General features: G+C 70.6%; 16 protein-coding genes and 1 pseudogene. 10 read left to right on the top strand and 7 right to left on the bottom strand.

The window, feature by feature from the left end:
* The first annotated feature begins 76 nt into the window (after positions 1–76).
* A complete protein-coding gene (locus ABD289_RS09200) occupies positions 77–1,495 on the top strand; it encodes a PucR family transcriptional regulator (protein WP_344128782.1) in 1,419 nt (472 codons plus the stop codon).
* Positions 1,496–1,659: 164 nt separating this feature from the next.
* On the opposite strand, the gene gabT is transcribed toward ABD289_RS09200, so the two are convergent.
* Complete coding sequence (gabT, locus tag ABD289_RS09195) at positions 1,660–2,982, bottom strand: 4-aminobutyrate--2-oxoglutarate transaminase (RefSeq protein ID WP_344129195.1); 1,323 nt, start codon at positions 2,980–2,982, stop codon at positions 1,660–1,662.
* 310 nt (positions 2,983–3,292) lie between these two features.
* Between gabT and ABD289_RS09190 the strand changes: the two genes are divergently transcribed.
* From ABD289_RS09190 to ABD289_RS09175, 4 genes are read left to right on the top strand one after another with little or no spacing between them, the layout of a single operon-like run.
* Positions 3,293–4,774 (top strand): purine-cytosine permease family protein, encoded by a 1,482-nt coding sequence (locus ABD289_RS09190; protein WP_344128780.1) that lies wholly within the window; start codon positions 3,293–3,295, stop codon positions 4,772–4,774.
* A gap of 36 nt (positions 4,775–4,810) precedes the next feature.
* Positions 4,811–6,118, top strand: coding sequence for a flavin monoamine oxidase family protein (locus ABD289_RS09185; RefSeq protein WP_344128778.1), 1,308 nt, complete (start codon positions 4,811–4,813; stop codon positions 6,116–6,118).
* On the top strand, positions 6,115–7,059 hold the full coding sequence (gene speB, locus ABD289_RS09180) for an agmatinase (RefSeq protein ID WP_344128776.1): 945 nt from the start codon (positions 6,115–6,117) through the stop codon (positions 7,057–7,059). The genes ABD289_RS09185 and speB overlap by 4 nt, the downstream gene beginning before the upstream one ends.
* Complete coding sequence (locus ABD289_RS09175; protein ID WP_344128774.1) at positions 7,059–8,483, top strand: aminobutyraldehyde dehydrogenase; 1,425 nt, start codon at positions 7,059–7,061, stop codon at positions 8,481–8,483. The genes speB and ABD289_RS09175 overlap by 1 nt, the downstream gene beginning before the upstream one ends.
* Before the next feature lie 44 nt (positions 8,484–8,527).
* Here ABD289_RS09175 and ABD289_RS09170 read toward each other — a convergent pair whose 3' ends face one another.
* Entirely contained in the window at positions 8,528–9,283 is a 756-nt protein-coding gene (locus ABD289_RS09170) for a MerR family transcriptional regulator (RefSeq protein WP_344128772.1), read from the bottom strand.
* Between the two features lie 90 nt (positions 9,284–9,373).
* Positions 9,374–10,078, bottom strand: coding sequence for a stage II sporulation protein M (locus ABD289_RS09165; RefSeq protein WP_344128770.1), 705 nt, complete (start codon positions 10,076–10,078; stop codon positions 9,374–9,376).
* Between the two features lie 210 nt (positions 10,079–10,288).
* Between ABD289_RS09165 and ABD289_RS09160 the strand changes: the two genes are divergently transcribed.
* The 3 genes from ABD289_RS09160 to ABD289_RS09150 all read left to right on the top strand — a co-directional run bounded on the left by ABD289_RS09160 (position 10,289) and on the right by ABD289_RS09150 (position 11,431).
* A complete protein-coding gene (locus tag ABD289_RS09160; protein WP_344128768.1) occupies positions 10,289–10,642 on the top strand; it encodes a VOC family protein in 354 nt (117 codons plus the stop codon).
* A 112-nt stretch (positions 10,643–10,754) separates the two neighbouring features.
* Positions 10,755–11,045 carry an ArsR/SmtB family transcription factor gene (locus tag ABD289_RS09155; RefSeq protein ID WP_344129193.1) on the top strand — a complete coding sequence of 97 codons (291 nt, stop codon included), beginning with the start codon at positions 10,755–10,757 and terminating at the stop codon, positions 11,043–11,045.
* Positions 11,042–11,431, top strand: coding sequence for a VOC family protein (locus tag ABD289_RS09150; protein WP_344128766.1), 390 nt, complete (start codon positions 11,042–11,044; stop codon positions 11,429–11,431). The genes ABD289_RS09155 and ABD289_RS09150 overlap by 4 nt, the downstream gene beginning before the upstream one ends.
* Positions 11,432–11,677: 246 nt before the next feature.
* On the opposite strand, the gene ABD289_RS09145 is transcribed toward ABD289_RS09150, so the two are convergent.
* Positions 11,678–13,111 (bottom strand): sodium:solute symporter family protein, encoded by a 1,434-nt coding sequence (locus ABD289_RS09145; protein WP_344128764.1) that lies wholly within the window; start codon positions 13,109–13,111, stop codon positions 11,678–11,680.
* A 706-nt stretch (positions 13,112–13,817) separates the two neighbouring features.
* On the opposite strand from ABD289_RS09145, the pseudogene ABD289_RS25335 reads away from it, so the two are divergent.
* Positions 13,818–13,988, top strand: a pseudogene (locus ABD289_RS25335) (ISL3 family transposase); the annotation flags it as partial.
* A gap of 304 nt (positions 13,989–14,292) precedes the next feature.
* Here ABD289_RS25335 and ABD289_RS09140 read toward each other — a convergent pair.
* Both ABD289_RS09140 and ABD289_RS09135 read right to left on the bottom strand, forming a co-directional pair.
* Entirely contained in the window at positions 14,293–15,849 is a 1,557-nt protein-coding gene (locus ABD289_RS09140; protein ID WP_344128762.1) for an SLC13 family permease, read from the bottom strand.
* A 455-nt stretch (positions 15,850–16,304) separates the two neighbouring features.
* A complete protein-coding gene (locus ABD289_RS09135) occupies positions 16,305–16,466 on the bottom strand; it encodes a helix-turn-helix domain-containing protein (RefSeq protein ID WP_344128760.1) in 162 nt (53 codons plus the stop codon).
* A gap of 579 nt (positions 16,467–17,045) precedes the next feature.
* Here ABD289_RS09135 and ABD289_RS09130 point away from each other — a divergent pair.
* Positions 17,046–17,672, top strand: a complete 627-nt coding sequence (locus ABD289_RS09130) for an isochorismatase family protein (RefSeq protein ID WP_344128758.1) — start codon at positions 17,046–17,048, stop codon at positions 17,670–17,672.
* A gap of 260 nt (positions 17,673–17,932) precedes the next feature.
* On the opposite strand, the gene ABD289_RS09125 is transcribed toward ABD289_RS09130, so the two are convergent.
* Positions 17,933–18,865, bottom strand: coding sequence for a ribokinase (locus ABD289_RS09125; RefSeq protein WP_344128756.1), 933 nt, complete (start codon positions 18,863–18,865; stop codon positions 17,933–17,935).
* Positions 18,866–18,917: the final 52 nt, after the last annotated feature.

Here is an 18,917-nt window from a genome sequence, read left to right as displayed (position 1 = left end):
GTTCTCCTCCCACTGGCGTAGCCTCGACCGGCGGTGCCGGTGCTGGACCGATCGGGCGAATGACGGAGGTTCGCGGTTGCTAGTCGACGATCTGCTGCGCGACCCCGGGCTGGCCCTGCAAGTGCGCGTGCGCGGCGAGGTGGCGCGGCCCATCCGGTGGGTGCACACGATCGAGATCAGCGCACCCGGCCGGTTCCTGCGCGGCGGCGAGGTGGTGCTCACCGCCGGGGTGTGGCGATCCGCGGGGATCACCGCCGAGGAGTTCGTCTCGGACCTGGCCGAAGCCGACGTCGCGGCCGTCGGCTTCGGACTGGTGCCGCCCGAGACCGAGGTTCCCGAGGACTTCATCGAGGCCGCGCGCGAGCACGGCATGACCTGCTTCGTCGTGCCGGTCGGCACCGCCTTCCTGCAGATCGTCGAGGCGTTCGTCAGCACCAAGCGCGCCGAGTGGGAACGTCCGCTGCGCCGCCACCTGGGCCAGCACGACACGATCGTCGCGGCGCTGCGCACGCGGCGCGGCGTCGAAACGGTCCTGCGCACGCTGTCCGGCCAGCTCGGCCTTCCGGTGGCGGTGCGCGGTGGCGCGGGACTGATCGAGGGAGAAGCGCCCGAGCCGAGCTACCCGCTGCCGCTGGTCGGCGAGGGGCTCGCCGACGCCGAGCTGCTGCTGCCCGAACCGCTCGAGGAGCTCGACGTCGAGCAGCACGCGGCCGTCGTGCAGGCGATGCCGTTCATCGCGCTGGAGATCGAGCGCGTCCGCGCCGTGCGGGCGACCGAGGTCCGCTACGCGTGGGAGCTGTTCGAGTGGGTGCACAGCGGGACCGTCGAGATCGGCACCATCCGCACCCGGCTGCACTCCTTGGGACTGCCACCGGACGGCCCGCTCGCCGCGGTCGTGCTGCGCAGCGCCGACCCCGACGCCGACTCGGTGCGGCTGGGGGACCTGCTGGGAACCGGCGGCGTCGCGGTGCAGCGCGGCGGCGAGGTGGCCGCTTTCGCGCAGGTCCGCGGAACCGGGACCGAGCTCGCCCGGCGCGTCCACGACGCGCTGGACGGTTCCGGTCGGGTCGTGCACATCGGCGTCGGGCAATCCGGCGGCGCCGCGGAGCTGCGGGTGAGCCTGCTGCAGGCCGCGCACGCGGCCGAGACGATGTCGTCGCGGTCCAACAGCGGGTGGATGACCCACGAGCAGCTCAGCAGTCCGGCGCTGCTGCTGTCGGTGCAGGACCCGGAGCTGCTGATGGCGACGTCGAAGGCGCTGCTGGGCCCGGTGCTCGACCACGACGAGCGCCGCGGCGGCGACCTGCTGCCCTCGCTGGCGGTCTTCCTCGACGCGGGCGGGCGGTGGCAGGAAGCCGCGCAGCAGCTGCACGTGCACATCAACACGCTCCGGCACCGGATGAGCCGGATCGAGGAGCTGACCGGGCGCAGCCTGTCCCGCACCTCCGACCGCGTCGACCTCTACCTGGCGCTGCGCGCCCTGCGCCAGACCTGAGCTGCGGCTCGGCTCGGCTCGGCTCGGCTCGGCTCGGCTCGGCTCGGAGGACTTCGAGCACGGCCTGGGGCTGCTGCTCGACGGCATCGCCGCCGAGCTCTCCCCCGCGAACGACGAACGCCGGTAGCCCCCGCCCGCGGGCGGGGGCTACCGGCGGTGCTGGGTCAGCCCGCGTGCTCGGCGATGGCGCTCTCCAGCACGTCGATGCCCTCGCCGAGCAGTTCGCTCCCGATGACCAGCGGCGGCAGCAGGCGGATCACGTTGCCGTAGGTGCCGCAGGTCAGCACCACGACGCCCTGCGCGTGGCAGCTCTTGGCCACCGCCGCGGCCAGCTCCGGGTCCGGCTCGTCCCCACCCGGGCGGACGAACTCGACGGCCAGCATCGCGCCCCTGCCGCGGGCCTCCAGGATCCGGTCCGAGCTCTCCGCTAGCGCGCGCAACCGCGGCAGCACCTGCTCCTCGATGCCCCTGGCGGCGGCGCTGAGGCCCTGCTCGCGCATGGCGCGGATGGACCCGAGGGCGGCCGCGCAGGCCAGCGGGTTGCCGCCGTAGGTGCCGCCGAGGCTGCTCGGCGGCATCGCGTCCATCAGCTCGGCACGCCCGGTGACCGCCGCCAGCGGCAGGCCGCCCGCGATGCCCTTGGCCATGGTGATGATGTCGGGCACCACGCCCTCGTGGTCGCAGGCGAACCACGATCCGGTGCGGCAGAACCCGGTCTGGATCTCGTCGGCGATCAGCAGGACGCCGTTCTCGGCGCACCACGCCGCCAGCTCCGGCAGGAACCCGGGGGCCGGCTCGATGAAACCGCCCTCGCCCTGCACCGGTTCGATCAGCACCGCGGCGACCGTGTCGGCACCGAGCTGCTTCTCGATGCGCTCGATCGCCTCCCGCGCGCTGGCGACACCGCCGCGGCCGTCGCGCGCCGGGTAGGACATCGGGGCGCGGTAGACCTCCGGGGCGAAGGGCCCGAAGCCGTGCTTGTAGGGCTTGGACTTCGCGGTCAGCGCCATCGTCAGGTTGGTGCGCCCGTGGTAGGCGTGGTCGAAGGCGACCACCGCGGGGCGCCCGGTCGCCCGGCGGGCGATCTTGACGGCGTTCTCCACCGCTTCGGCACCGGAGTTGAACAGCGCGGTGCGCTTGGCGTGCTCACCCGGGGTGAGTTCGGCGAGCTCCTCGCAGACCGCCACGTAGTTCTCGTGCGGGGTCACCATGAAGCATGTGTGGGTGAACTCCGCCGCCTGCTCGCGCACGGCCTCGACGACCTCGGGCGCGGCGTTGCCCACGCTGGTCACCGCGATCCCGGAACCGAGGTCGATCAGGCTGTTGCCGTCGACGTCGCGCAGCACTCCTCCGGACGCCTCGGTGATGTAGACCGGCAGCACGCTGGACACCCCGGCCGCCACGGCCGCGGAGCGGCGTTCCTGCAGGGAGACCGAAAGCGGCCCCGGGATTTCCGTTCGCAGTTCGCGAGCCTGGGGAAGCGACATCGTCGTGGTCACGGGGACTCTCCTTACACGTCGTTGCGGAGACCAGACTCCAGCGCGCTCCCCACCTCGACCAGTGGACAATCCGGCGCCTTCCGACGCAGCCCCGCGACACTCTGTCAACCACCGGTGGCAACGCCCCAGGTGGACAGCTCGTCGACGCGGCGGGCGACGGCGCGCGTTGTGCGATCCTCCAACGCTCGAAGCCGACTTCGGAGGATCGCCCCCTCCCGATCCGGCGTGAGGCACACCACGCTTGCTGGAGCCGCGCGGCCCGTCGCTGCCCATCGGAGCCCCAGGAGGTCATTGCGAGATGCCACCGGAAACAACGTCGTTACCGGGTACCGCTCCCGCACCGCACGACGCGGGAATCGAGAAGCACGGGGTCGACACGATCCCGGACCGCGACCGCATCGGCCGCCCTCTCGACGTCGTGGGGATCCTGCTGGGATCCAACATGTGCCTCGGCGTGGTGATCTTCGGCTGGTTGCCCGCTTCCTTCGGGCTGGGTTTCTGGCCCGCCGTCAGCTCCATGGTCGCCGGCACCCTGCTGGGCACGGTCCTCGTCGCCCCGCTCGCGCTGGTGTCCTTCCGCACCGGCACCAACCTGTCGACCAGCAGCGGCGGCACCTTCGGCGTCCGCGGTCGGCTGATCGGCTCGACCATCGGGCTGCTGCTCTCGCTGGGCTACGCGGCGCTGACCGTGTGGACCGGCGGCGCCGCGATCGTCGGCCCGCTGCACCGGATGTTCGGCCTCCCCGACGGCGCCGCCAGCTACTCCGCGGCCTACGCGGGCCTGGCGGTGCTGGCGGTGCTGATCGCGATCTTCGGTTACCGCCTGCTGACCGCGATGAGCAAGTGGGTGGCGGCCGGCACGCTGGTCCTCATGCTGCTGGGGATCATCGGCTACTCGGGGAAGTTCAGCACCGCGCCGGTGATCGACGGCTACGCGATGGGCGATTTCTGGACCACCTGGGCGCTTTCGACGGTCGCCGCGGGACTCAGCGGGCCGATGGCCTTCATCACGCTGCTCGGCGACTACAGCCGCTACGTCTCGCCGCGCCGGTACTCCAGCGGCAAGGTCTTCGCCGCCTCCGCGGCCGGAATGGTGCTGGGACTGCTGGTGCCGCAGCTGTTCGGCACGTTCACCGCGTTCGCCTCCGGTGCCGCCGAGGACTACGTCGGCCCGCTGGTGGCCGCCGCCCCGGTGTGGTTCCTGATCCCGCTGCTGCTCAACGGCGTGTTCGGCACGATCGGCAACGCGGGCGCGCTGATCTACAGCATGGGCCTGGACCTGGACGCGATCGTCCCGCCGCTGTCGCGGGTGAAGGCCACGGTCCTGACGTCGGCGGTGTCGACGGCCCTGGTGTTCCTCGGGTACTTCGTCTGGGACGCGCAGGACGCGGTGACCGCGTTCGTGCTGCTGCTGACCGCCATCGGCACGCCGTGGGCGGTGATCACGCTGATCGGCTTCCACGGCTGCCGAGGCGTCTACGACCCGGACGCATTGCAGGTCTACAACCGCCGGTCGCGCGGCGGCATCTACTGGTTCACCGCTGGCTGGAACCTGCGCGCAGTGGTCGCCTGGGCGATCGGCTCGACGGTGGGCCTGCTGGCGGTCGACACCGCCCTGTTCCGGGGTCCGCTGATCGAGTGGACCTACGGCATCGATCTGAGCTTCGTGCTCGCCGCGGCCACCACGGCGGCGGCCTACCTGCTGCTGACCATCGGCTCGCCGCAGCCGGTGCCGGAAGCAGCCGAAACCGAAGCACCGGCGCGGGCGATGTCCGCCTGAGCCGGTCGCGCACCGCGAAACGAGGAAGTGCGAGGAATGGACCAATACGACGTCATCGTGGTCGGCGCCGGGTTCTCCGGGCTGACCGCGGCCCGCGACCTGCGCGAAGCGGGCAAGAGCGTGCTGATCCTGGAGGCCAGGGACCGCATCGGCGGATCCACCTGGTACCGCCCGGAGGCGCTCGGCGGTTTCGGCCTGGAGATGGGCGGGACCTGGATCGTGCCGCAGCAGACCCACGTGTGGGACGAGGTGCAGCGCTACGGCGTCCCGGTGGCCGACAGCGAGCTGCCGGCCCGGATGACCTGGTCCGACCGCGGCGAGGTGCTCGATACCCTGCTGCCGGTGCCGCCCGAGCAGTACGGCGCGCTGGAGCACGCGGTGCGGGCGCTGATCGAGGCCGGTGAGCGGCTCGACCCGGCGCGCCCGCTGTCCGAGCAGGGCCTGGACGACCTCGACGTGCCGATCCGCCGGTGGGCAGCGGAAGCCGGGCTGACCGGCAACGCCAAGGAACTGCTCATCTCCTGGTTCTGCGGCTGCGCCAACGCCAGCGAGGAGACCGGTTCGGCGCTGGACATCATCCGCTGGCTGTCCTCGATGGACAACTCGCTGTGGGGCATGGTGCAGGCGAGCGTGCTCGGCTACACCTTCGTCGAGGGCACCGCCTCGCTGGCCGAGGCGATCCGCCGGGACGGCGGCGCCGAGCTGCGGTTCGCCAGCCCGGTGCGCCGGGTCGCCGCCGACGACGACGGCGTGACCGTCGACCACGACGGCGGCAGCGCGCGGGCCGACCGGATCCTGCTGACCACGCCGGTCGGCATCTGGCAGGACATCGAGTTCAGCCCGCAGCTCTCGGCGGCCAAGCAGGCGATCTCGAAGGAGAACCACGCGGGCCAGGGCCAGAAGGTGTGGGCCCTGGCGCGCGATGTCGACGAGGACATCAGCGGTTTCGGCTGGGGCACCAGCTTCGACTACGTCGGGGCGATGGCCACCACCGAGGACGGCGTCGTGCTGGTCTGCTTCGCCCCGGAGCACGACCGGGTCGACGCCACCGACCTGGCCGACGTGCAGCGGGCGGTGCGCGAGTTCGCGCCGGAGGCCGAGGTGGTCGCCGCGGAATCGCACGACTGGGTCAACGACGAGTTCAACAAGGGGACCTGGGCGACCTTCCGGGCCGGTCAGTTCGCCAAGTACGAGATCGCGGTCGGCGAGCCGGAGGGCCGCGTGCACTTCGGCGGTTCGCACACCGCGCGCCGCTGGCGCGCGTTCATCGACGGCGCGATCGAATCCGGCAAGCGCGCGGCGGCGGAGATCCTGGCCGCGCAGTCCGAGGGAGGTTCGAAGTGACGGAACCGATCGGTCCGGTGGACGCCACCCGCGTGCCCCGGTACGGCGGGGACACCACGTTCGCGCGGCTGCCCCGCCTCGCCGACGTGTCCGATGCCGACGCGCTGGTGTGGGGCGTGCCCTTCGACACCGGCGTGAGCTACCGGCCCGGTGCCCGGTTCGGCCCCAACCACGTGCGGCAGAGCTCCCGCCTGCTGCGCCCGTACAACCCGGCGCTGGACGCCCAGCCGTTCGCCGCGCGCCAGGTCGCCGACGCCGGCGACCTCGGGGTCAACCCGTTCGACATCGACGAGGCCATCAGCACCATCGAGGACGGCGCCAGGCAGCTGTCGGGCACCCGCCGCACCCTGCTCACGGTCGGCGGCGACCACACCATCGCCCTGCCGCTGCTGCGCGTGCAGCACGAGCGGTACGGGCCGATCGCGGTGCTGCACTTCGACGCCCACCTGGACACCTGGGACACCTACTTCGGCGCGCCCCACACCCACGGAACCCCGTTCCGCCGGGCCTCCGAGGAAGGCCTCATCGACTTCGACCACTCGATGCACGTGGGCATCCGCGGCCCGCTGTACTCGCGGCTCGACCTCGACGAGAGCGAGAAGATGGGCTTCGCCGCGGTGCACTGCCGCGACTTCGCGCGCAGCCCGCTCGACACGATCATCGACCGGATCCGCACCCGGCTGGGTTCGCGCCCGGTCTACGTCTCGGTCGACATCGACGTGCTCGACCCGGGTTTCGCACCGGGCACCGGCACGCCCGAGGCAGGCGGGCTGTCCAGCCGCGAGCTGCTGGAGGTCCTGCGCGGGCTGGACGGGATCAACGTGGTGGGCGCCGACCTCGTCGAGGTCGCGCCCGCCTACGACCACGCCGAGATCACCGGGATCGCGGCGGCGCACGTCGCCTACGAGCTGCTGAGCGTCCTGCCCTCCGGAGGTGCGTGATGCGCGAGATCCGCAACATCGTCGACGGCGAACCGGTGGACGCGCAGGACCTGCGCGCCGCCGAGCTGATCGATCCGTGCAGCGGCGAGCCCTTCGGCACCGCGCCGCTGTCCTCGGAAGCCGACGTGAACGCCGCGTACGAGTCGGCCGCGCGGGCCTTCGAGCAGTGGCGGCGGAGCACTCCGGCCGAGCGGCAGCGGCTGCTGCTGCGGCTGGCCGACGAGCTGGAGCGGCGCGGCGAGGAGTTCGTGGCCGCCGAGGCGGAGAACACCGGTAAACCGCTGGAAGCGACCCGGACCGAGGAGGTCGGCGCCGCGGTCGACCAGATCCGGTTCTTCGCCGGTGCGGCGCGCGTTCTGGAGGGCTCGGCGGCCGGGGAGTACGCCTCCGGCCGCACCTCCTGCGTGCGACGCGAACCGGTCGGGGTGATCGGCCAGGTCGCGCCGTGGAACTACCCGCTGATGATGGCGGTGTGGAAGGTCGCTCCGGCGATCGCCGCGGGCAACACCGTGGTGCTCAAACCGGCCGACACCACGCCGGTCACGGCCGCGATGCTCGGCGAGCTCGTGGCGGAGATCTTCCCGGCCGGGGTGCTCAACGTTGTCTGCGGTGACCGGGACACCGGCCGCGCGGTGGTCTCCCACCCGGTTTCGGCGATGGTGTCGATCACCGGCTCGACGCGCGCGGGCCAGCAGGTCGCCGCCGCGGCGGCCGAGGACGTCAAGCGGGTGCACCTGGAGCTGGGCGGCAAGGCACCGGCGCTGGTCTTCGCCGACGCGGACCTGGACGCGGCAGCCGAGGGCATCGCCGATGCCGGGTTCTTCAACGCGGGCCAGGACTGCACGGCCGCGACCCGGGTGCTCGTCGAGGAGCGGGTCGCCGAGGAGTTCACCGCGAAGCTGGTGGCGCGAGCGGCGGAGCTGCGCTGCGGCCCGCCGTCCGATGCGGACGCCGCGTTCGGGCCGCTGAACAACGCCGGGCAGTTCGAACGGGTGCGCGAGATCGTGGACCGGCTTCCCGCGCACGCGCGGGTGCTCACCGGCGGGCACCGGATCGGCGAGAAGGGATTCTTCTTCGCACCGACGGTGATCGGCGGAGTGCGGCAGGACGACGAACCGGTCCAGGAGGAGATCTTCGGACCGGTGCTGACGGTGCAGACCTTCCGCGACGAGGCCGACGCCCTGCGCCTGGCCAACGGCGTCGACTACGCGCTGGCCTCCAGCGCCTGGACCGCGGACCACGGCCGCGCCCAGCGCATGGCCGCGGACCTGGACTTCGGCTGCGTCTGGATCAACACGCACATGGTCCTGGTCGCCGAAATGCCGCACGGCGGGTTCAAGCGCTCCGGCTACGGCAAGGACCTCTCCCGCTACGGCCTGGACGACTACACCCGCATCAAGCACGTCATGCACAACCACGCCTGACCTCTCCGGGACGCCCCGCCGACGCGGGGCGTCCCGGAGCTGGTTCAGCGCGCGGCGCCCGAGCGATCCGCACCCGGCGGGTCGTCGGCGTCTCCGGTGAGGATTTCGTTCGCCCGCTTCAGGACGCGGAGCTGCGCTGTGTTGTACAGCTCCACCAGGGCGTGCGCTATCGCGCTCTCGGCCAGCTTCGGATCGTGCGGGGAGTTCGCCGTCGGATCCACCAGGTGCGGGTGCTTCTCCCGGCTCGCGCGGATCACCGGCACCATGCGCTGGGCGAGTCGCTCGACCGCGGCGTCGTCGGCGTCCGCAGGCAGGCGTTCGAACTCGTCGTCGGTGCTCTCCGCGTTGACCAGCGCCTGCCGGAAGTCCTCCATGGTCTCCTCGTTGAAGATCGTCGAGAAGACCAGGAGCAGGGACCGGCGCGTGTCGGAGAGGGTGTCGGCGAACGGGGCGAAGCCCGGTGGCACCTCGGGCGGCGCGCGGTGGTGCAGGACCGCGGCCAGTTCCGCGCGGATGCGGGTCAGCCGTTCGATCGTCGCCTCGAGCTCGGCGTCGAGGGCGCGGATCGCCTCGTCGGAGTTCTCGTCGGCCCGCTCCATCTCCGCGATCCGCGCCAGCGGAACCCCCAGCTCGCTCAACCGCTTGATCTGCAGCAGCCGCACCAGGTGCGGCACCCGGTACTTCTTGTACCCGTTCGCCGCGCGTTCGGGTTCGTCGAGCAAGCCGATGTCGTGGTAGTGGCGGACGGCCTTGACCGTCGTGTGCGCCAGTTCGGCGAGCTGCCGCGTGCTCCACGCCATCGCCCGGCCTCCTCGTTCACCGCCGCGGGACTTCGATCCCCACCCGACAACACCTTGCCGCAACCGCGTACGCGATGCGGTGCTCTCGCCTCAACCCGCCACCAGCGGGGGTACGACGTAGATGATCTCGAAGGCCTCGTAGACGGCACCGATGACGAGCAACGCCAACGCGGGCAAGCTGACCCACCCGAGCTGTCGCAACCCGCGGACGTACCCCTGCCGCCGGTCGCGAGCACCAACGGTCCCGGGCCACAGCCATGCTCTCCCGAGGAGGTAGGCACCGAGCACGACCAGGACGTAGGCCTGGAATTCGACGAGGACCGCCAGGGAGTGCGGGATCATGGTCTTGGCCAAGGTCTCGTTGATCGGCGCGAGGCTCACCCCGAGGTCGAAGGTCGTGTAGGCGAAGAAGGCGACGCCGGCGAAAGGCACGACCATCGAGGGCAGCACGATCGTCAGCAAGCTCGCCTTGAGCGCGTTGACCGCGAGGATGATCAGGCTGAACAGCCAGAAGTTCCCCAGCAGCGACGTGACCAGGTCAGCAGTCCCGTTCTCGTGCAGCGCGACCGTCCGGGCTTCGGTGAGCTCGGGGAACAGCAACCCGGTCCCCATCCCGGCGAGGAAGAACCCGTAGATGACCGCGTTCATCACGAGGTAGGCACCGAAGTTCGCGCGGATGATCCAGAAGGGTTCGCGCGGAATCCGCGAACGCCGCCCGGCGGGATCCGGCCGCCTGGACTCCTCCGCGCTGCCACCCCGCTCAACCCGAATCCCACGATCCGAAGACGAACTCATCAAGTCCTCCCAGAGGCCAGCGAACGAAAGCATCTCGCCACCACTCAAACCCCTGCCCCGAGGGCACGCTCAAGTCCGTGCCCGGAGGAACTCGCGCGAGCACTCGCCGACCACCGCGACCAGCTCGCCGGTGATGCGCGCGAGTCGATGAGTTCCGGCGACGACGGCGGTCCACCCCTGTGCAACCGCAGAGCACGGGAAGGGAGCATCATGGCCGTCGAGCACGTCCTCTCCGTCGTCGCCGTCACCGACATCGCCACCGCCAGCGAGTGGTACGGGCGACTGTTCGGGAAGGAACCGACCAACCGCCCGATGGACCCGCTCGCGGAATGGCGGGTCACCGCAACCGGCTGGGTGCAGGCGTGGGTGGACGCCGAGCGCGCCGGCAAGAGCGCGCTCAACCTCGCCGTCGGCGACCTGCCCTCGCACGTCGCCGAACTCGCGGAGCGCGGGATCGAGTGCGGCGAGATCCAGATCGTGAACAAGGGCGTTCAGCTGGCATCGACCACGGACCCGGACGGCAACTCCATCACCCTCATCGGCGGGTTCCGGATCGACTACTGATCTGCCTGACCGGCGCTGCGAACCCGGGAGTTCGTCAGCGCGCGCGGGGCATTCGCCCTGGAGACCCCTTTGACATGCAAGTGATGACTTGCCTATAGTCGGTCGCGTGGACGTGGAACCCGACCTGTTCAAGGCCATCGGCGACGCGACGCGACGCACCATCTTGGACGAGCTGATCGAAAGAGACGGTCAGACGCTGTTCGAGATCTGCGGCCGCTTGACGATGAAGCACGGACTGAGCTCCACCCGCCAAGCCGTCTCGCAGCACCTCGCGGTGCTCGAACAAGCGGGCTTGGTGCGCACTCGGCGGCAGGGGCGCTACAAGTTCCACCACATCGACACGAGCCCGCTGCGCTCGATCATCGAGCGCTGGCCCATCAATGGAGAGATGGTCGACCCATGATTCGGATCAACATCACCAGCGTCCTCGTCGACGACCAGGCGAAGGCCCTCGACTTCTACACCGAGAAGCTGGGATTCATCAAGAAGACCGACGTGCCGGCCGGCGGAGCGCGCTGGCTCACCGTCGTCTCGCCGGCGGACCCGGATGGTGTCGAGCTGCTGCTGGAGCCCTCCGGCCACCCGGCGGCCGACCCGTTCAAGAAGGCCCTGGTGGCCGACGGCATCCCGTTCACGCAGTTCGCCGTCGACGACGTCCACGCCGAGGCCGAACGGCTCAAGGGCCTCGGCGTCGAATTCACCCAAGAACCGACCGACCTCGGACCGGTGGTCACCGCCGTCCTCGACGACACCTGCGGCAACCTGATCCAACTCGCGACCATGAAGTAGGCGTTCCGAACCGCGGAAAGCAACCGCGACTCCGTCCCGGCAAGCTCGGGACAGGTCGCTCGAACGGACCGCGTTGGTGCAGCAGTCACCTGCGTCGCCAACGCGGTCCACGAGCTTCCCGCTCCCTCACCGGCTCGGCTGCTCCCCCACTGCGGGTTCTGGTTCGAAGCTGTGGCGCCCGGGGTTCGCGGAGTCGCTCAGCTCCTGCTGCTGGCGTCGCCGAGCAGACCGATGCACCAGCAGCTCCTAGCCTCGCGCGGAGGCCTCGGGAACGCCCTCTCCGCGCAGGCGCGCCTGCCAGGACGCCAGCTGGGCCCGCTCGGTGGGCGGGGCGATCAGGCTGGCCACGACGAACACCACGACGCTCGCTCCGAGACCGACGTAGATCGGCGCGTTGGCGTCCATGCCGTAGGCGACCATCAGCCCGATGACGGTCAGGCTGCCGACGGCCATCGAGGCGAGGGCGCCGGTGGCGCTGGCGCGCCGCCAGAACAACGCGCCGACGATCGGCACCAGGACACCACCCACCAGCAGGTTGTAGGCGATCGTGAGAGCCCCGACCACGTCCTGGACGAGCAGCGACGCGACGATCACCACCAGCCCGCCGCCGACCACGAAGGCGCGGTTCGCCGCGACTCCGGCCGAGCTGCGCTTTCTCGAGAAGCGGGCGTAGATGTCGTTGGCGGCGATGGTCGAGGAGGCCAGGATCGTCGCGCTCGCGGTCGACATGAGCGCGGCCAGCGCCGCGGCCAGCACGAGCCCCCGCACTCCGGCGGGCAGGACGTTCTGGGCCACCGTGGCGAAGGCGTTGTCGGCGTTCGGCAGGTTCGGGAAGAGCACCTTGGCCGCCATGCCGATCGCCGCGGCGGCCGTGCCGTAGAGCGCCACGTAAGCGCCCGCCGCGACCCCGGCGTAGCGGGCGACGCGCTGGGTGCGCGCGGTGAAGACCCGCTGCCAGACGTCCTGGCCGATGAGCATCCCGAAGAAGTAGATCAGGAAGTAGGAGAAGATCTTGTCGCCGCCGATGGCCGTGATGTCGACGTAGCTGCTCGGCAACGCCTGCTGGAGGTGGGCCCACCCGCCGGCCTCGGCCACCGACACCGGGAGCAGGATCGCGAAGATGCCGACGGTCATGATCACGAACTGCATGAGGTCGGTGAGCGTGATCGACCACATCCCGCCGAGGACGGTGTAGAGGACGACGATGCCCCCGCCGACGAGGATCGCTGGCACCCGCGGGATTCCGATCAGCACGTCGAAGAGCGTGCCCACCGCCAGCGTGGCCGTGACCGCCACCATCAGGTCGTAGGCGATCATGATGATCCCGCTGAGGAGCCGCCCGGCCGCGTTGTAGCGCAGCTCGAACACCTCCGCCACCGTGTACACGCCCAGCCGGGAGAGCTTGCGGGAGAACACCAAGCTCAGCACGAGGATCCCCAGGCCGAGCATGCCCGCCAGCCACAGCCCCGAGATGCCGTACTCGTAACCGAGGCTGGCGCTGCCGATCGTGGACGCTCCGCCCAGCACGACCGCGGCGAGGGTGCCGGTGTAGAAGGTCGGGCCGAGCCGGCGCCCGGCGACCAGGAAGTCCTCCTTGCTGCGCGCTCGCCGCATACCCCACCAGCCCACGCCGAGCATGCCGGCGAAGTACAACGCGATCACCACGTAGTCGAAGAACATGGCTCCCCTCCGGAGCGGACGGCAGACCCCGCACCTGCAGCCCTCTGCGAGCCGACCAATGCTGCGGCGGGAGGACCGCCGCGGGCCGAAACTGCACCAAACGAATGTTCCGGAGAGTGTGACCGGTCACCCTCCGACCAGGGCATGAGCAGATGCTCCAACAAGCAGGACACCGCTTGGAGGAACGCACAACCACCGCAGGACTTGAACGTTCAGGAAAGGTACGAGGTGGCCACGTCCCTTCCGGTTTCCCCGCGCGCTGCCGTCGTCGTGGTTCGCGCATTCGCGAGCTGAGACATGGCCACGCTCGCCCGGTCCGCACGACCGCGAGCTCGTCGCACCCGCGGTCGGTCTCCGAGGTCGATCCCACCGCACGCGAGGGCCGAGGCCGCCACCGCCGCTTTCGGCGAGCCGGATCTGCGAGATCTCGAAGTCGACGAGGATGGCCGCGGCGGCGGCCGCCTGCGCATCGTCCCCCGATCTTCCGCCGCGGCAACCGCCGAGCAGGCCCGGCGAGTCGCCAGGGCCTGGACGCGAGTAGGCGACCACCCCGCCGGCCTTGGCGACGGCGGTCGTCGATTCCTCCCAGTCGCCGTGCGCAGCCGCACGCCGGACCGCCGACCGCTCCGCTGGAGCCGCACTCGACGGGCCCGGCCACGTGTTGCCGCCCACGGGCGAATGCCGATCAGGGTCACGTGCTCGGCGCCACCTCCACGCGCTCACCCGCAGCCTCGACCGCCCCGCCGTGAACACCGCGCTCAGCCACTTCCACAATGGACGAACAGAGGGAGTGTGCACCAAAACGAAGCTGATCAAGCGACGAATGCGCGGACGCGCAGGCTTCAGCTTGCTACATCACCGCATCCTGCTCGGCTGAGACCGCCCACTGTCACCACCGCAACCGAGCCGGAGCCGTTCCTCTGGCAGCCCCTGCACTCGCGTTCACCAGACAAGTCGGACGCGTCGCGCCGTTGGTCCCGTGACGGCACGCCGGATGTCGTCGACGAGCTGCTTCGGGAATCGCAGCGCCACGCTCGCAGTGGCGTGGCCGCCCCGGTCTCGCAGGAGCGGCCACACCCCGAACACGACACTCACCCGGCGTTCACGACAAGACGAGACCGGACCTTGCGGCCGGCATCGGGCATGAACGACCTCTCGGAGCCGGGCCCGCGGAACGAGTCTCAGCTCAACGCGATCCCGAGGAACCAGGCGCCGAGCGAGTACACGGCGATCGGGATCAGCACGATCGCGAGCAGGTTGAGCCACCAACCCGCCTTGACCATCTGCGGGATCGTCACGTAGCCGGAACCGAACACGATCGCGTTCGGCGGGGTCGCCACGGGCATCATGAACGCGCAGGTGGCCGCCAGCGCCGCAGGCACCACGAGCAGCAGCACGTCGATGTTCAGCCCCATCGCGGCGCCCGCCAGGATCGGCAGGAACGTGGCGGCCGTCGCGGTGTTGCTGGTCAGCTCGGTCAGGAACATCACCGCGATCACCGCGACGGCCACGACCATGAACGTCGGCACACCGCCCAGCGCACCGACGCTGTTGCCGATGAAGTCGTCGAGGCCGCTGGAGTCGATCGCCGAGGCCAGCGACAAACCGCCACCGAACAACAGCAGCACACCCCACGGCAGCTTCGCGGCCGAGGTCCAGTCCAGGGTGAACACGCCGTGCTTGGCGTCGACCGGAACGGCGAACAGCACCAGCGCGGCGATGATCGCGATGCCGGTGTCGTCCAGACTGCTCAACAGCGGGAACAGCTGCGTGAGCGGCTCCCGCAGGATCCACATCAGCGCCGTGCACACGAACACCACGCCCACGACGCGCTCGCCGCGGTTCATCGGGCCGAGCTTGTGGAGCTCGCCGCGGAACAGATCCCGTCCGCCGGGGATGTCGGTCATAGTGGTCCGGTACAGCACCTTGGTCAGCAGAAGCCAGGTCGCGACCATGAGGACCACGGCCACCGGCAGGCCGAACAGCATCCACTGGCCGAAACCGATGTCGATGTTGTAGGTCTCGGACAGGAAGCCCGCCATGAACAGGTTGGGCGGAGTACCGATCAGCGTGGCAAGCGAACCGATGCTGGCGGCGTAGGCGATCGCGAGCATCAGCGACGTCGCGAAGCGCGCCGTTCCGGGGTCGTCCTCCCCGTCACCTGCTCCGGGCAGCCGGTCGAAGACCAGAGTGAGCACCGACAGACCGATCGGCAACATCACCACGGTGGTGGCCGTGTTGCTGACCCACATCGACAGGAACCCGGTGGCGAGCATGAACCCGCCGACCACGCGGGCTGGTTTCGTTCCAACGGCCAGCACCGTGCGCAGCGCGATCCTGCGGTGCAGGCCCCAGCGCTGCATCGCGAGGGCGAGCATGAACCCGCCCATGAACAGGAACACGATGTCGTTGGCGTAGGGAGCGGTCGCCTGCTCCATGTCGGTGGCTCCGACCAGCGGGAACAGGGCGATCGGCAGCAGCGCGGTAGCGGGCAGGGGCAGCGCCTCGGTGACCCACCACACCGCCATCAGCACGGCGACGGCCGCCACGCCGCGAGCCTCCGTCGTGACACCGCCCTCACCTCCCGGCAGCGCGAAGAACGCCGCTATCGCGAGGAGTGGGCCCAGGAACCGTCCGATCCACGCGCGACGCGAAACCCGGGCGGTCTCCTGGACTTCGCCGCTCTCCGGAGTGACCGTCCCGGGCACCCCGCCCGCACTGTCACGATCTTCCACCATGACACCCTCATCTCGACGAACACGATCCGTGTCGATGCCCCCCGCGCTCCGGCGTTGACCGGCGGGGACATGATCGAGCGGGACCGTAGCTGACGAGCGCCGGATGTCAATGGAAGGGCGATGCGCCCGTCCCTCCCGGGGAGCCGTGCGCTGGTCAGATCCGAGGTCGCCGACTCGATCGCCGAAATCACGGGCGTCACGCAAAGGCGACGGATCGACCGACAACTCGTTCTGGAGCGAGAATCGGGGTCGGGAACTGCGGTAGCGGTCAGGACTTGCGCGCCTCGGTCCTCTCGGGGGCGGGGGCCGGTAGCCGATGCGGGCATCTCCTCGGCCTCGACCGGGAACTCATCGGTACCCGCACGGGCTGACGTGCTCCATCACCGCGCGGAGATGTGTGAGAGCAGTCCGGATCCACCCGGCCACGCCGTTCGGCGAGTCATTCCACGACGGGTTCAAGGCAGGCGGTGTTCCAGGTGATCGATCGCGCTGGTCAACTTGATCAGCCGGTACCGGATCTGGATCATTTCGCTGTCGGTCAGCTCGTTCAGGGTCCGGTTGAGTGCCGGACGGGAGCGACCGAGCATCGCGGCCAGCTCCGCTCGCGAGCCGTGCACGCGTCCGTTGCTCGCGCATCAGCAGCTGCACGACGCGTTGCTCCACCGGGCCACCGATCGTGCCGACCAGGCGATCCTCGGGGCGGAAGTAGCGACGGGCCACGTTCGTCAGCCACAGGCGGGCCATCCCGGGCCGTTCCTGGATCAGTCGGCGAAACGTGGCGGCGGGCAGCAGCAGGCAGCTGGTCGGGGCTGCGGTTCGCGGTGTGAACGGTGGCGACTGGTCGGTGATGAGGGGATGTCGCCCCGGAAATCACCAGAGCGAAGCACCTGGATCGTCCGCTGCCGGGCACCGTCGCGGCGGTGGCTCAACCGTCCCGGTGCTGACCAACCGGCTCGTGCTCACCTCTGCCTCTCCTGCGCGCTCGGTCGGCGATTCCTGGCGGGACAGGACCTGGATCAGCGCGGCGCTGCTGATCTGGACGTCGGTGATCATCAACGCCTTCAACCCGATCTCGATCCGGTCCGGTCACCCAGTCCGGCGCAGACGCGAAGCAGACGTGCGAACTGGCACCGAGTAGCGCCGGGGCTCAACATCACCGCACGAGCGGCGGCAGAACAACGCACCGAGGAGAGAACATGGCAGGCGAAACACCCATCCGCAGCAACGACCACCTGCTGACCCCGGACAACTGCGCGCTGGTGCTCATCGACTACCAGCCCGAGCAGGTCGGCACGGTCGGTTCGATCGGCCTGGACGAGCTCATGCTCAACGTCACCGCGGTAGCCCGCGCGGCCCGCGCCTACCAGCTCCCGGTCGTGCTGACCACCGTCGGCGTCGAGCTCGGCGCCAACAGCGGCACCATCGACGAACTCCGCGAAGCGCTCCCGCCCACCGAGGAGATCGACCGGACGACCCTGAACTCGTGGGAGGATCCCGACTTCCGTGCCGCGGTGGAAGCCACCCGCCGCCGGAAGATCATCATGACCGGGTTGTGGACCGAGGTCTGCGTCGCCTTCCCAACCCTGGACATGCTGGGCGAGAGCTACGAGGTCTACCCGGTGGCCGACGCCATCGGCGGCATCAGCACCGCAGCGCACGACAACGCGATGCAGCGGATGCTGTCCGCGGGCGCTCAGCCGGTCACCGCCATCTCGCTGGTCGCCGAGCTGCAACGCGACTGGGGACGCGCGGGCGCCGACAACCTCCGCAGCATCCTGCGCTGGTACTTCCCCCAGCTCCAGGACCTCCGGCGCGAGGTCTGACCGCCCGGGGCTGCGGCCGCTCGCACCCTCGCGGACCAGGGTCCGGGCAGTCCCTGATAAGGGGTCCTCGCGGAAACGTGGTGGAGCCGCTGTTTCAGGTGGTGGACTCGGACGGCACCGCCGCGGGTTCTCAGACGTCGGCGGGCGAGGACAGCCGCAGCGCCGCGCAGGTGGCTGCTCAAGCCTCGGATTCGGCAGCCCGACGGCGTCCGAGGTTCCGCTCCCGGCGCCGCCACGCGAACCCCGAACTGGAATGTCCCCTAAACCGGCAGGCCCGGTTCGTCGAGCACCTGCTGCAGCGTCGGGTAGGACGGCTGCGCGCCCGGGTGCTGCACGCTGCGGGCCCCGACGCGGGTGGCCCACCGGGCGGCTTCCGGCAATGAGTCCCCTCGGCTGAGCCGCCAGCCGACCGAAGCCGCGAAGGCGTCGCCCGCCCCGGTGGTGTCGACCGCCTCGGTCGGCACCCCGGGAACGTGTTCGGCGCGGCCGGGTTCGGCGACCGCCGAGCCGCGGGCCCCGAAGGTGACCACGGCCGATCGCGCACCGATCTCGCGCAGCGCCTCGGCGTGCGCGACCTCCCCGTCCGGGAGTTGGGAACCGTTGCGCTGCAGGATTTCCCTGGCCTCGTGCTCGTTGACGATCAGCGGGTCGGCGGTGGCGAACACCTCGGCGGGCAGGTCGAGCACCGGCGAGAGGTTCAGCGCCAACCGCGCCCCGCTCTCCCGCGCGGCGCGCGCGGCCGCGCACACGGTCTCCACCGGCACTTCCAGGACCACCGAGACGACGCGCGCGGAGGCGAGCAGCGGCCGGGCGCGGGCGATGTCGTCCGGGGACAACCGGGCGTTGGCCGCCGCCGACACGATGATGCTGTTCTCCCCGGAGGAGGCCACGCTGATCAGCGCGGTTCCGGTGCTCTCCGACTCGTCGCGGAGGGTGTGCGCGGTCTCGACGCCGTCGGCGCGCAGCGCCGCCAGCAGGTCCGCGCCGTGAGCGTCGGCGCCGACCCGGCCGACCAGGGCCGTCCGGGCGCCCAGCCGCGCGGCGGCCACGGCCTGGTTCGCGCCCTTCCCGCCCGCGCTGGTGCTCAACGCGGTCGCCGACACGGTTTCGCCCGGCTGCGGGTGGCGCCGCACCGCCGCGGTGAGGTCGACGTTCAGCGATCCGACCACGACGACGTCCTGTTCGCGCGTCATCGCTCATCCTTCCTGGCTTCTCCGGCGGACCCGATGGGTCCGCGGCTCCCGC

The sequence above is a fragment of the Saccharopolyspora halophila genome, assembly GCF_039531955.1.
Lineage (GTDB): Bacteria > Actinomycetota > Actinomycetes > Mycobacteriales > Pseudonocardiaceae > Saccharopolyspora > Saccharopolyspora halophila.
Note: the sequence above shows the minus strand (reverse complement) of the source record. Positions and strands in the feature narration are given on the sequence as shown.